General features: G+C 66.6%; 13 protein-coding genes and 1 tRNA gene. 4 read left to right on the top strand and 10 right to left on the bottom strand.

The genetic code is table 11. From position 1 onward, the window contains the following. Positions 1 to 124 precede the first annotated feature (124 nt). Positions 125 to 553, top strand: coding sequence for a hotdog fold thioesterase (locus tag ABD210_RS25225; RefSeq protein ID WP_344114577.1), 429 nt, complete (start codon positions 125 to 127; stop codon positions 551 to 553). On the opposite strand, the gene ABD210_RS25230 is transcribed toward ABD210_RS25225, so the two are convergent. Continuing rightward, positions 516 to 1,160: a GNAT family N-acetyltransferase gene (locus tag ABD210_RS25230; protein ID WP_344114578.1), complete on the bottom strand. Its 645-nt coding sequence runs from the start codon at positions 1,158 to 1,160 to the stop codon at positions 516 to 518. The two genes, ABD210_RS25225 and ABD210_RS25230, sit on opposite strands and share 38 nt — an antisense overlap. Positions 1,161 to 1,319: 159 nt before the next feature. Here ABD210_RS25230 and ABD210_RS25235 point away from each other — a divergent pair, with 159 nt between their 5' ends. Together ABD210_RS25235 and ABD210_RS25240 are read left to right on the top strand one after the other, a co-directional pair. After that, on the top strand, positions 1,320 to 2,060 hold the full coding sequence (locus tag ABD210_RS25235) for a DUF554 domain-containing protein (protein WP_344114579.1): 741 nt from the start codon (positions 1,320 to 1,322) through the stop codon (positions 2,058 to 2,060). A 33-nt stretch (positions 2,061 to 2,093) separates the two neighbouring features. Beyond that, entirely contained in the window at positions 2,094 to 2,642 is a 549-nt protein-coding gene (locus ABD210_RS25240; protein WP_344114580.1) for a DUF4352 domain-containing protein, read from the top strand. Positions 2,643 to 2,666: 24 nt separating this feature from the next. On the opposite strand, the gene ABD210_RS25245 is transcribed toward ABD210_RS25240, so the two are convergent. From ABD210_RS25245 to ABD210_RS25275, 7 genes are all read right to left on the bottom strand, one after another. Then, entirely contained in the window at positions 2,667 to 3,389 is a 723-nt protein-coding gene (locus ABD210_RS25245) for an ABC transporter ATP-binding protein (protein WP_344114581.1), read from the bottom strand. Next, positions 3,379 to 4,203: an ABC transporter ATP-binding protein gene (locus tag ABD210_RS25250; RefSeq protein WP_344114582.1), complete on the bottom strand. Its 825-nt coding sequence runs from the start codon at positions 4,201 to 4,203 to the stop codon at positions 3,379 to 3,381. Before ABD210_RS25250 ends, ABD210_RS25245 begins: the two co-directional genes overlap by 11 nt. Beyond that, a complete protein-coding gene (locus tag ABD210_RS25255; protein ID WP_344114583.1) occupies positions 4,200 to 5,315 on the bottom strand; it encodes a branched-chain amino acid ABC transporter permease in 1,116 nt (371 codons plus the stop codon). The genes ABD210_RS25250 and ABD210_RS25255 overlap by 4 nt, the downstream gene beginning before the upstream one ends. Positions 5,316 to 5,325: 10 nt before the next feature. Further along, a complete protein-coding gene (locus tag ABD210_RS25260) occupies positions 5,326 to 6,288 on the bottom strand; it encodes a branched-chain amino acid ABC transporter permease (protein WP_344114584.1) in 963 nt (320 codons plus the stop codon). A 116-nt stretch (positions 6,289 to 6,404) separates the two neighbouring features. Next, complete coding sequence (locus ABD210_RS25265; protein WP_344114585.1) at positions 6,405 to 7,586, bottom strand: branched-chain amino acid ABC transporter substrate-binding protein; 1,182 nt, start codon at positions 7,584 to 7,586, stop codon at positions 6,405 to 6,407. Positions 7,587 to 7,850: 264 nt separating this feature from the next. Beyond that, entirely contained in the window at positions 7,851 to 8,435 is a 585-nt protein-coding gene (locus tag ABD210_RS25270; RefSeq protein WP_425552733.1) for an ANTAR domain-containing response regulator, read from the bottom strand. Positions 8,436 to 8,448: 13 nt separating this feature from the next. Continuing rightward, positions 8,449 to 9,231, bottom strand: coding sequence for a transcriptional regulator (locus ABD210_RS25275; RefSeq protein ID WP_344114587.1), 783 nt, complete (start codon positions 9,229 to 9,231; stop codon positions 8,449 to 8,451). A gap of 179 nt (positions 9,232 to 9,410) precedes the next feature. Here ABD210_RS25275 and ABD210_RS25280 point away from each other — a divergent pair. Continuing rightward, positions 9,411 to 9,483 (top strand) — tRNA-Leu (locus tag ABD210_RS25280). 487 nt (positions 9,484 to 9,970) lie between these two features. On the opposite strand, the gene pyk is transcribed toward ABD210_RS25280, so the two are convergent. Together pyk and ABD210_RS25290 are read right to left on the bottom strand one after the other, a co-directional pair. Next, positions 9,971 to 11,413: a pyruvate kinase gene (gene pyk / locus ABD210_RS25285; RefSeq protein ID WP_344114588.1), complete on the bottom strand. Its 1,443-nt coding sequence runs from the start codon at positions 11,411 to 11,413 to the stop codon at positions 9,971 to 9,973. A 74-nt stretch (positions 11,414 to 11,487) separates the two neighbouring features. Beyond that, on the bottom strand, positions 11,488 to 13,038 hold the full coding sequence (locus ABD210_RS25290) for a metallophosphoesterase family protein (protein ID WP_344114589.1): 1,551 nt from the start codon (positions 13,036 to 13,038) through the stop codon (positions 11,488 to 11,490). Between the last annotated feature and the right edge of the window lie 120 nt (positions 13,039 to 13,158).

Genomic DNA, 13,158 nt, shown 5'->3' on the forward strand with positions numbered 1-13,158 from the left:
CGAAGAGTCGGTTTCTGGAGCCACATACCGACTCTAGTGGTTCCCGCCGACAGTTCTCGCACGCACTCGCGACGGCTGACGTAGTCTGCGGATCGACACATCGTGCGACCCGGAGGAGACCCCTGTGAGTGACGAGAAAGGCGCCGCCGAGCTGCCCTCGGCGTTGTCGACCGAGGGCACCCTGATCGAACTGATGGGCATCGTCATCACCGAGGCATCGCCGGAGCGGGTCGTCGCCACCATGCCGGTGAAGGGCAACGTCCAGCCGTACGGCCTGTTGCACGGCGGCGCTTCCTGCGTGCTGGCCGAGACCCTCGGCTCCGTCGGCTCGGCGATGCACGCCGCCGCCTACGGAAAGGTCGCGGTCGGCGTCGACATCAACGCCACCCACCACCGGGCCGTTCGCGAAGGCGTCGTCACCGGCGTCGCGACCCCGATCTACCTCGGCCGCACGACCACGTCGTACGAGGTGGTCATCAGCGACGACCGCGGCAAGCGGGTCTGCACCGCCCGGCTCACGTGCCAGCTGATCCAGGCGCCGCCGGGAGCGTGATCTCGGGAGCGCTGTGCGCCGCTTCGTCGGTCAACGGCGAGCGGGTCAGCTGAGCCCGGCGGGCGATCACCGAACGCCTCGACGAAAGCAGGGCCAGCAGGTTCGGCGCATGTTCAGCCGCGAGCCTGCGCCGTACGGTGTGGGTGCTCGCGAACCGCAGTACGCCGGCCTGCCCCAACCCCAAGCGGGCAAGGAACCTGTTCGCTTCACGGGCGACCGCGGGCGCGACCACCGCCAGGTGCGGGCAGTTCTGGTGCTCAGCCCAGGCCGCGGCCTCGGCGATCAGCGCCTTGCCCAGGCCGTGCCGGCGGGCGTCGTCGCTGACGTGCAGATACTCCACCGTCACGGTGACCTCGTCATGCAGCGGGCTGATCGGGGCCTGCCGTAGGTAGGCCATCCCGCCCAGCTGCCCGTCGATCTCGCCGACGATCATCCGGTCGAACGGATTGTTCTCGTGCTTCGCGATGGCGGTCCGGGCTGCGTCCGCGGTCGGTGCGGCCAGCAAGCGGGCCTGGTGCCCCGTGCCGACGGCCATGTCACGCCAGAGCGTCACCAAGATGTCCGCGTCGTCGGGACGAGCGTCGCGCACCTCGATGAGTGGTGCCACGTCGACCTCCTGGTCTGGTCCACCCCCGAGGTGAACAGGACGGGCGGATACGCTCATCCCCGCGCAACAGTAGGGCTTCGGCGGTCACTTGCAAAGCCGTGACTCGCCGACTGCACGGACACCACACCGGCGGTCACAGCCGGCGATCGGAGAGCACGCTTGTTCATCGGAATCGGCACTGTCGTGAACGTCGCGACAGTGCTCATCGGATCCGTTCTGGGCGTTCTCGTCGGCCATCGGCTGAGCCACCGCACCCGCGACCTGGTCACCGACGCACTCGGCCTGGTCACGCTGCTGATCGCGATCACCTCGGCACTGACCGTGGGCAACGCCGCCCTCAGTACTGCGGTCGGCGACAGCGCGCCGGTCCTGATCGTGCTCGGCGCGATGCTGATCGGTGGGATCACCGGCTCGCTGCTAAGGATCGAGCAGCGGCTGGAGGGACTCGGCGCCTGGATGCAGCACCGGTTCAGCCGCGGCGACGGCGAGAGCACCTTCGTCGAAGGGTTCGTCACGGCCTCGATGGTCTTCTGCGTCGGGCCGCTCACCTTCTTGGGCTCGCTGTCCGACGGCCTCGGCCGGGGCGCCGACCAGCTCTTCCTCAAGTCGGTGCTCGACGGCTTCGCCTCGATCGCCTTCGCCGCTTCACTGGGCTGGGGTGTCGCCGCCTCGGCCGTCGTGGTGCTGGTCGTTCAGGGACTGATGACGGCGGTGGGCGCCGTCCTCGGCGATGTGTTGCCTGAGGCACATGTCACGGCCCTGGGTGCCACTGGCGGAGTGATGCTGATCGGCGTTGCCCTCCGGCTCCTGAAGCTCAAGCAGATCGCCGTGGCCGACCTTCTGCCCGCCCTGATCGTCGCTCCGCTGCTGGTGCAACTCCTGGTCGTGATCAGGCGCTGACGGGTTGACCCCCGCTGCGACAGAATCACCCTCATGACCTCCCGCCGCGGTGTGCTCGCCCTGGTGGCGTTGGCTGTCACGATCACCGCGGGGTGCGACTCGAAGCAACCGGAGAGCGCGCCGACGCCGAGCCCGACGTACCAGCTCGAGCCTCGTCCGGTGCGACCGGACGAAATCGCGCTGAGCGGTCACGCGGTGTCCGACGGCGACACGACTTTCATCCCGATCGGGCTGACCACGGGCATGGACATGATCATCGGCAGCCATGCCGAGTTCGCGGCGAAGGGCCAGTTCATCAGCGTCCGCCTGGTCGTCACGAACAAAGGCCGGAGCAGCGTGCTGTTCAACCCCAAGCGCCAACTCCTGGTGCTGTCGGACGGGACGCAGCTCAAGCCCGACGACCAGGCGATGCTGATCAAACGGCAGCCCGCCGAGTTCAATCTCGGCGCGGCGGTCCGGCTGGAGTTCGACCTGTACTACGACGCGCCGAAGGGCGCGAAGGTGGTCGCGCTGATGGGCTTCGGCGGGCCGACCCTCACCGACATGAAAGACGCCACCGGCACCCGGATCCCGTTGACCTGATCCGGATGCCGGCGGCGTAGGCGATCAGGCGGTGTCGATCCCCAGATCGCCACCCAGATACGCGGCGCGCACGGACGGATCGTCCAGCAGTTCGTGCGCCGGTGCACTCTTCACTACCTGGCCGGTTTCCAGCACGTACGCGCGGTGGGCGACCTGAAGCGCCTGGCGGGCGTTCTGCTCGACCAGCAGAACCGTCGTCCCCCGGTCGTTGATCTCCTTGATGATCGAGAAGATCTGCGCCACGAGCAGCGGCGCCAGGCCCATCGAGGGCTCGTCCAGCAGCAGCACCTTCGGCTTGGTCATCAGCGCCCGTCCGATGGCGAGCATCTGCTGCTCGCCGCCGGACATCGTGCCGCCGACCTGGTCCTTGCGTTCCGACAGCCGCGGGAACAGCTCGTAGACCTCCGCGAGTTCTTTGGCCGGGCTGTCCTTGCGGGCATAGGACCCCATGAACAGGTTCTCCTGCACGGTCATCCCCGGGAAGATGCCCCGACCCTCCGGTGACTGGCCGATCCCGCGCCGGACCCGGACGTGACCCGCCACCTTCGAGATGTCCTGGCCTTCGAAGGTGATCCGCCCGCTGGTCAACGGGCGGAGGCCAGAGATGGTCTTGAGGGTCGTGGTCTTGCCTGCGCCGTTGGCACCGATGAGGGTGACGATCTCACCCTCGTCGACCTGGATCGAGACGCCCTTCAGCGCCCCGATCTTTCCGTAGTGGACGTGAATGTCCTCGATCTCAAGAAGCATCGGACGCCCCCAGGTAAGCCTCGATCACGGCAGGATTGCGTTGCACCACAGCCGGCGTTCCCTCGGCGATCAACTGACCGAAGTCCAGTACTGCGACGCGGTCGCTGATGTGCATGACCAGTCCCATGTCGTGCTCGATCAGCAGCACGGTCCGCCCGCTGTCCCTGATCTTGCGGATCAGATCCTGCAAGGACTCCTTCTCGGCGGGGTTCATACCCGCGGCGGGCTCGTCGAGCAGCAGGATCTTCGGATCCGTGGCCAGTGCTCGGGCGATCTCGAGCCGTCGCTGATCGCCGTACGGCAGGTTCTTGGCAGTGTCGCTGGAGCGTCTGCCGATGCCCACGAAGTCGAGCAGTTCCCTGGCCAACTCACGGCCGCCGCGCTCCTCGCGCCGATGCCATGGGAGGTTGAGGACCGCCCCGACGGCGCCGGTCCGGTGATGGGCGTCGGCGCCGACCATCACGTTCTCCAGCGCCGACATGTTGTGGAACAAGCGGATGTTCTGGAACGTCCGGGCGACGCCGCCCTTGGTCACCTGGAACCGCTTCATGCCGTCGATCCGGCGCCCGGCGAAGCGCACCTGCCCCGAGGTCGGCCGGTAAACGCCGGTGACGACGTTGAACACGGTCGTCTTCCCGGCGCCGTTCGGGCCGATCAGCGCGAAGATCTCGCCGGTGTTCACGGTGATCGCGGCCTCCTTGAGCGCGACCACACCACCGAACTGCATCGTGACGTTGTCGATCTCCAGCAGCGGTTCGGCCAGCGGGGTGCCCGCGGCCGCCGCGGCCGCCGTCGTCTCGGTCGGATTCGTCACTTGGCCACCTCCGGGTCGGCCGTCGGTGCGGCCACCTCGGCACCCATCGTGCCCATGCCGCCGGTTCCCTCGGCGAGCTCGGCCCGCCGACGGGTGGACGGCAGGATGCCCTCCGGCCGGTACGCCATCATGATCACCAGGACCGCCCCGAAGATCAGGATCCGGTAGTCGGCCAGGAACCTCAGCCGCTCGGGGATCCAGGCGATCAGGAACGCGCCGAGCATGACGCCGGGGATGTTGCCCGCGCCGCCCAGAACGACCGCACTCAGGATCGTCGCGGACAGGATGAACGGGAAGTTGTTCGGCTCGATGAAGATCACCTTGCCGGCCCACACGGTGCCGGCCAGGCCACCGATCATCGCGCCGATCGCGAACGCGAGCAGCTTGAACTTGAAGGTCGGGACCCCCATCAGCTCGGCTGCGTCCTCGTCCTCGCGGATCGCTGCCCAGGCGCGGCCCACGCGGCTCTTCTCGAGCCGCTTGGCGAACACGATCACAGCGATGATGACCACGAGGATCAGGTAGTAGTACGGCGCCGGGTCGAGCGCGAACTCCATCCCGAACAGCGGCGGCGGGTGCGGGATGTTGGTGATCCCGCGGGCGCCACCGATCGCGTCGGTGTTGTTGGCCGTGATCCGGACGATCTCGCCGAATCCCAGCGTGACGATGGCGAGGTAGTCGCCGCGCAGCCTCAGGGTGGGCGCTCCGAGGATGACCCCCGCGGCTCCGGTGATGATGGTGCCCATCACCAGCGTCGCCCAGAAGTCCCACCCGTACTGCGTACCGAAGTACGCCAGCGAGTAGCCGCCGATCGCGAAGAAGGCCACATACCCCAGGTCCAGCAGGCCGGCCTGGCCGACGACGACGTTCAGGCCGATCGCCAGCAACATGTAGGTGCCGATCGGGTGAATCAGGATCGTGGTCCAGTCGCTGTCCGGCGACATGAACGATCCGATCCAGGGTGCCGGCAGGATCAGGGCGAAGACCACGAGCGCGATGTAGGTCAGGTAGCGCTGCCACACCTTGGCGTTGTCCCAGCGGTGCCGCAGGCTGTCGGCCAGACTTCCGGCCTGGTGTCGGATCGCAACGAGCGGGTTTCGGTTCTCAGTCATCAGATGCCCCTCACGCCCGTGCCCGCTGAAGCGATTCGCCGAGGATTCCGGTCGGCCGGAACATCAGGATCAGCACCAGCATGACGAATGCGATGACGTCCTTCCACTGCGAGCCCAGGAAGATCGCGCCCCAGTTCTCGATCAGGCCGAGAATGATCCCACCCAGCAGAGCGCCGCGGAGGTTTCCGATGCCGCCGAGGACGGCTGCGGTGAACGCCTTGATCCCGAGGATGAAGCCGACGTTGTACTGGATGTTCTCGAACTCCATCGCGTACAGCACTCCGGCCACGCCGGCCATCGCGCCACCGAGGACGAAGGTCACCCGGACGATGGTGTCGATGTTGACACCCATCAGCACGGCCGCCTCCGGGTCCTGGGCGGTGGCGCGGATACCGCGCCCGATACGGGTCCGGCGGACGAGCTGGTCCAGCCCGACCATCATGATGACCGCGGCGATGATGATGATCAGGTGGTCCGTGCGGACGGTCGCGTTGCCGATGGTGAACACCGTTTCGCGATCGACGATCCGCGGTACGGAGGTCTGGTTGCGGCCGGGCTTGTGGAAGACCTTCGGGATCACCCACAACGCGAAGATCTCCTGCAGGAACAGGGACGCGCCGATCGCGGAGATGAGCGCCGCCAATCGCGAGGCACCCTTCTTCCGCAACGGCCGGTAGGCCACCCGTTCGAGCACGATCGCGGCGCCGCCTGACGCTGCCATCGCCACCAGCATGGTCAACACCAGCAACCCGACCAGCGCGATCCCGGTGAGCGGACCGGAGATGCCGAGGGTGGTGAAGACCAGCAACGAGGCGAAGGTCCCGATCATGAAGATCTCGGAGTGGGCGAAGTTGATCAGCCGCAGTACGCCGTAGACCATCGTGTAGCCGAGGGCAACGAGTGCGTAGATCGCGCCGACCGCCAGCCCGCCTACCGTGCTGGGACCGATCTGCTGGATGAAGTCATGAAGCATGTTGAGCCTTACGGGCGGAGCGGCTGTCGGCCGCTGTCGTGGTGGGAGCGGGAGCACACATTCTCGACATGTGCTCCCGCTCCGCGGGCATCCTCGTGTTGCCTGCCGTCCGAGACTTAGCTGAGCTTCGCCTCTGCCGCGCTGCCGAGGAGCGCGATGGCGCCGCTCTTGACCTCGTACACGAAGATCTCGTTCGACTCCGGCTCGCCGTTCGCCTTGAACTTGATCGGCTTGGAGATGCCTTCGAAGCTCACCGTCTTCAGGAACTCGTTGATCTTCTCGCCGGTGGTGTTGCCCGCCTCGACCGCCTTGATGATGGCGGTGGCGGCGTCATACCCCTCGGTCGCGTAGATCGCCGGCTCGTTGCCGGTCGCGGCCTTGAAGTTGTCCTTGAAGGTCTTCAGCGGACCCTCGGCCGCACCGAACGGAATCTTGCAGGGGCACCCGATGACCGCACCCTCAGCCGCCTTGGCGCCCGCACCCGAGACCAGCTGAGCGTCCAGCGAGCCATCGCCGGTGGCGAAGGTCGCGGTGACACCGCCGTCACGGAGCTGCTTCAGCAACCGGCCGCCCTGGGCGTAGTAACCGCCGAAGGCGATCACGTCCGGGTTCGCTGCCTTCACCTTGGAAACCGTCGACGAGTAGTCCGAGGCGTCCTTGGAGAACTTGTCCCGCTGGACGGTGACGCCCTTGGCCTTGAACTCCTTCTCGAAGGCGTCAGCCAGACCGACGCTGTACTCCTGGTCGTCGCTCAGCACGAAGGCCTTCTTCGGGCTCTTCGCCTTGACCAGGAAGCCCGCGACACCCGGACCCTGGTCGTCGTCGTTCGCGACCACGCGGTGCCAGTAGGTCCAGCCGTTCTTCGCCAGACCGGGGTTGGTGGCCGACGGCGAAACGCTCGGGATCTTGCCCTGCTCCAGGATCGCCCCGACGGCCTTCGACTCACCGGAGAAGGCCGGGCCGATCAGTGCGGAGATCTTGTCGGAGCTGATCGCCTTCTGGACCAACGGCGTCGCCTGGTCCGGCTTCCCCTGGCTGTCGTACTCCACCAAGGTGATCTTCACCTTGGGGTTCTTGTCGTTGTACTCCTTGATCGCCATCTTCGCCCCGTCGCGAGGCGGAATCACGATCGCGGAGTTCTCGCCGGTCAGGTCCCCCATGAAGCCGACCTTGATCTCGGTGACGTCACCGCCGCCGCTGCTGTTGTCATTGCTCGAGCCTGCACAGCCGGCCAGAGTCAGAGTTACTGCCAGTCCCGCGGCAACTACGCCGCCGAAGCGTGCGATCTTCGGCCTCAACTTGCGCCTTCCCTTCCATACCCGTGGTCCGGGCTACCGGATGTGGGCCATACAGGAGTGATCACCCCCCGGCCCGGAGTGGTGACAGGTCTACAGTCCGCCTGCCTATGTGTCGACAGATCTGGCCGCCGCGTTACGGCTTCGTTATTGCAGCAAGGCGAAGATGTTCGGTCAACACTCGACCGGCAATTGTCAATTGATGCCTTGAGCCCTTACATCACCGTGTGCCACCAACCGATCGCCTATAGCACAAGGAGATTGCGACTAGTCGCCGCTCTCCGTCACCACCAGTTCGGCGACTTGACGCATCGACACCCGCTTGTCCATCGCTGTCTTCTGGATCCACCGGAAGGAATCCGGCTCGGACAGCCCGAACTTCGTCTGCAGCACGCTCTTCGCCCGATCCACCAGCTTGCGGGTCTCCAGCCGGTCCGCGAGGTCGGCGACCTCACGCTCCAACTCGGCGAGCTCGACGTACCGGGAACTCGCGATCTCGATCGCAGGCAGCAGATCCGCCTTGGAGAACGGTTTCACCAGGTAGGCCATGGCGCCTGCGTCGCGAGCGCGCTCCACCAGTTCGCGCTGCGAGAACGCCGTCAGCATCAGCACCGGGGCGATCCGGTCGCCGGCGATCTTCTCGGCCGCGCTGAGCCCGTCCAGCTTGGGCATCTTCACGTCCAGGATCACCAGATCCGGCCGATGCTCGGTCGCCAGCCGGATAGCCTCCTCGCCATCACCGGCCTGCCCGACGACGTCGTACCCCTCCTCGGCCAGCATCTCGGCCAGATCCATCCGGATCAGCGCCTCGTCCTCAGCGATCACCACACGCTTAGCAGTCACACCCCACACCCTATCGACCCCCTCATGCCTTCGGCCCCACGAACCCGTCCAACGCCGCCACCCCCTCCTTCCGACTGACGGCCACGACGTTCCGACGCGGCTTTCGCCATGGAATGCCCAACAAGTCCAGGGTGTCCGTGAGAATGTTGCGAATGTCCTCCGACTCGTTGGAGAACATGTAGCGAACGTAGTAGTACCGCTTGGTGCCGCCGTCCGCGGTCGGCTTGCTGGCCCAGTTGACGAACCGGGACCCGTCTGAGTGGAAGAGGCCGCGCAGCAACTGATCGGGGTATTTGGCAACTATCGCCTGCTGCCACTCGGCCAACTCGATCTTCCGCAGGTGCTTGCGCCCAGGCCCGTGCTGCGGGAACAGGCACGGCCAGTGCTTCCACCGCGCTTCGATCCTGATAGCTGTGGAGCCGCCTCGCAGGCAAGGGCTCGCCGTCTGCTTGACCAGTCTGATCGTCGCGGCGATCTCTTGGTTCAGCTGGGGATACTTCTGATCGTTCGCGATCTGCAACGTGTAGACGCCACGCCTTGCCGCGACGATGTGGCCATCGCCGAGGTACCAGCCCAGCAGTAATGCGTACGCTGCCTCGTCAAGGTCGGCGCCGTCACACCGGGGGCAAGGTGTGCCCTGGAAGCCGAGCCGGCGCTGGCGCCCCTCACGTTGGTACACCCGTCGCCATCGACGGATGGTCTTGATCGCCACACCATGGATCTCGGCGTTCACGCGGTCACTGACGCCCTCGTCCGACAGCCGAAGGTCCGAGTCGACCGCTTCTTGCGAGCGGAATCTGATCATGGCTGCGGCCGCCGACAATTCCGGAGGCGTGGCGCAGCGATATCGATTTGCCAGGAGGCCAAGAAAATAAGAAGATATCCAGTGCCGGATGCAATCACCGCAAGGCGAGATCGTTCGAGCGAACAGCGTGCCCCTGTCACGTATCCGCCCCTCTGATGGGCTAGGATCTTGGGCGCAAAGCCCTGGTACTCCAACGGCAGAGAGGGCGCACTCAAACTGCGTACAGTGTGGGTTCGAATCCCACCCAGGGCACAGATCGTTCGAATTCAGGCTGGGCTGCTCTGGCCCCAGATGCTGCTCACAGTTGTGGGCTTTCGTACAACTCCGGTGGACCAACCGAACCGCGGTGGCGCCAGATTCACCTGGCTCGCCACGAGGAACCGCCGCGTCGCGGGCGCGCCCCCTTTCCCAAACTTATCCACGGTCCATCCACGCGGGTAAAGACCAACTCGTGGGCGCGGTTGGGCGGGCCTCTGTACGGAAGAACAGGACGTAGTGCGGTTCCGCCGGTACGTCGTAGGCTCCGCGCGTGGCTGGGCAGCGCCCCGTCCCGACATCTACCTGTCGGTCGGTACACGCGACGGTCCGTTGCCGGCGCAGCCGCGCGCCCTGAGTTCGACCCGACCGCTTGCCCGGGCTGTTCGAATGGGCGGCTGGCCTACGCACCCTTTCGCGCACCTTCTAGGGCAGCGAGTTGGTCCCGCCACCTGGGAGGTGGCGGGACCAGGAGACGCGGGGCTCAGGTGCGGTAGGCAGGCGCTACGCCCGAGATGGCGTCCCCCATACGGTGGACTCGGAGGGCGTTGGTGGAGCCGGGGATGCTGGGCGGGCTGCCGGCGACGATGACGACCAGGTCGCCCTTGTCGAGCTTGCCGAGTTCCAGCAGGCGCTGGTCGACCTGGCGGACCATGTCGTCGGTGTGCTGGACGGTCGGGACGATGTGGGTCTCGATGCCCCACACCACGCTGAGCCAGGCGCTGACCGACGGGACCGGGGTGAAGGCGAGCACCGGGATCTCGGTGCGGTAGCGGGCCAGCCGGAGGGCGGTGTCGCCGCTCTGGGTGAAGGCGATCAGGTACTTCGCCTCCATCCGCTCGGCGACATCGGCCGCGGCCTTCGCGATCACGCCGCCCTTGGTGCGCGGCTCCCACTCGATCTCCGCGACCCGGCCGAGGCCGTGCTCCTCGGTCGACGCGACGATCCGCGCCATCGTCTTCACGGTCTCGATCGGGAACCGGCCGACGCTGGTCTCTCCGGACAGCATCACCGCGTCGGCGCCGTCGAGTACCGCGTTCGCGACGTCGGACGCCTCCGCGCGCGTCGGCCGCGGTGCGGAGATCATCGACTCCAGCATCTGGGTCGCGACGATCACCGGCTTCGCGTTCAGGCGGGCCTGGTCGATGATCAGCTTCTGCACCAGCGGGACCTCCTCCAGCGGGAGTTCCACGCCGAGGTCGCCGCGGGCGACCATGAAGCCGTCGAAGGCCTCGATGATCTCGTCCAGGTTGGCGACCGCCTGCGGCTTCTCGATCTTGGCGATCACCGGTACCCGGTGACCTTCCTCGTCCATGATCTTGTGCACCAACTGGATGTCGGAGCCATCCCGCACGAAGGACAGCGCGATCATGTCGGCCGGCAGGTGCAGGGCCCAGCGCAGGTCCTCCACATCCTTCTCCGACATCGCCGGCACGCTTACCGCGACACCGGGCAGGTTGATGCCCTTGTGGTTGGACACCGGCCCGCCGACGACGACGCGGCAGATCACGTCGGTCTGCGTCACCTCCTCGGCGACGAGGGCGATCCGGCCGTCGTCGATGAGCAGCTGATCACCCGGTTTGACGTCACCCGGCAGGCCGTCGTAGGTCGTACCGCAGATGGTGGCGTCACCCGGAACCTCCCGGGTGGTGATGGTGAAGCGCTCGCCGTAGGTCAGGGTGACCTTCCCCTCGGCGAACTCCGCCAGCCGGATCTTCGGGCCCTGCAGGTCAACCATGATGCCGACGTTCTTGCCGGTCTCGGCCGCTGCAGTGCGGATCCGCTGATAGATGCGCTCATGCTCGGCGTGGGCGCCGTGGCTCAGATTGAGCCGAGCGACGTCCATGCCTGCTTGGACGAGTTCCAGGACACGCTCGGGGGCGGCCGTAGCCGGGCCGAGCGTACAAACGATCTTTGCGCGACGCACGTCACAAAACACTACCCCTACAAGACCACTCGCCCGCTGGTCCGCCCCCGTTTCCGAGCGGTCAACAGACGATGTCAGCCTGGGATCGGGCGGTACGTGCCGACGGTGATCTGGCCGGTCAGCTCGACCGTCACGGTCTGCAGGCCGACCGGTTTGCCTTGCACGTAGGTGATCAGCGTGACCTCGCCCGGACGGCGCAACGTATAGCCGAGGGCGAACGCGTACGCCGCTCCCCCGGTGGTCGAGTTGGTGAAGGTGGTCACGGCCCGGCCCTCGAGGATCTTCGTCTCCGGGCCGACCTGGCGATGCAGATGCCCCGACAGCAACAGATCGGCGCAGCCCCGAGTCGCCGTGTCCTGGAAGGACGCCGGGTCATGGACTACGAACGTGGAGATCGGCTCCTTCGCCGGTTGCGAGCAGGCGATCTCCGCCAGCCGCGCGGACTGCTGCGTGGTCGTCTCGTCCCCCGGGGCGTCCGCGCTGCCCAGGCCGGTCTTGGTCGGATCGCTGTCACCCAGGAAGCGGATCCCGTCCACCTCGACCGGCTTGCTGTCCAGCACGGTGAACTTGTTCTTGCGCATGGCCTCTTCGATGAAGCCGCCGGCGTCGTGGTTGCCCGCGACCGAGACCACCTTGAAGTTTTTGAAGTGCTGCGCCAGGGAGTTGATGCTGAACACCTCCCAGGCCTGGCCCGAGGAGGAGTCGTCACCTGCATCGATCAGCACCTTGGCTCCGGCGATCCTGCCGACCTCGGCCGCGAACGGGTCCATCCCGATGTTGTCGTGCCGGTCGGACACCAGCAGCGCGACGGTCTCCCCCTCAGCCGCCTGGTGGATCCGCCCGCCGACCAGTTGGACCCGATCCTTCAGTTGGCCGTAGAACTCGGTCGACCGCTCGTAGGTCTGCACCGCAGTACGGATGATGCCGACACCGCCGGTGGTGGAGAAGCCGGACGCGACCTCGACGCCCTTGAGTCGTTCGTCGAAGGAGAGCTCGGGCAGCAACTCGGCGAGCGGGCGCCACCCGGTCGGCTGGATCTCGGGGGTGCGCATCTGCCCGGGGCCGAAGATCGAGGCGATGGTGATCAGCATCGCGACCAGTACTACGACCGCTCGGTGCTGCACGCGGCGCTCCGAACTGTGCAGCAGGACGAACAGTTCACGGCGACGGCGCGGGCCGAGCATCGCCCAGACGGTGGCGACGACGACGGCCACGAGCAGACCCGATCCGGCTCCGGCGACGGCATTGTCGACGGCCATCTCGCGGATGACCTGGCTGATCCGGGCGACCTCACCGTCCGGCTGGCTGGCGATCAGGGCGTCGCGGTTGAGCAGGTCGGTGAGGTTGCTGGCGTCGGTCTCCTGGACATCGATGTTGACGCCGAGATTCGCCGGGGAACTGCTCTTGATCCGTAGTCGCGGCAGGACGGCGCCGAGGTCGAGCGTGGCGTGACCGTCGAACGTGGGCGAGACCTGCGCGGCGTGCGCGCCGATCGTGACCCGCTCCGAGTCGTTCGCGAAACCGAGCACACCGACGGCGGCGGAGACGGCGAACCAGAGCAGAACCAGTAAAGCCCACGGCACCGCTCTGCGGAGCCGGGACCTGGTCAGCAATGGTCCGGACACACCCACCAACCTATTGCGCTGAGCAAACCGTCGCATCTCGTTCCGTGGCGGCTCTTCGTACTCCGGACAACCCCGCTCCTACCGGAGCGGGGTTGCCCGGCTGACCGTAGCGTCCGTTCG

It is taken from the genome of Kribbella alba, from assembly GCF_039529635.1.
GTDB classification, from domain to species: domain Bacteria; phylum Actinomycetota; class Actinomycetes; order Propionibacteriales; family Kribbellaceae; genus Kribbella; species Kribbella alba.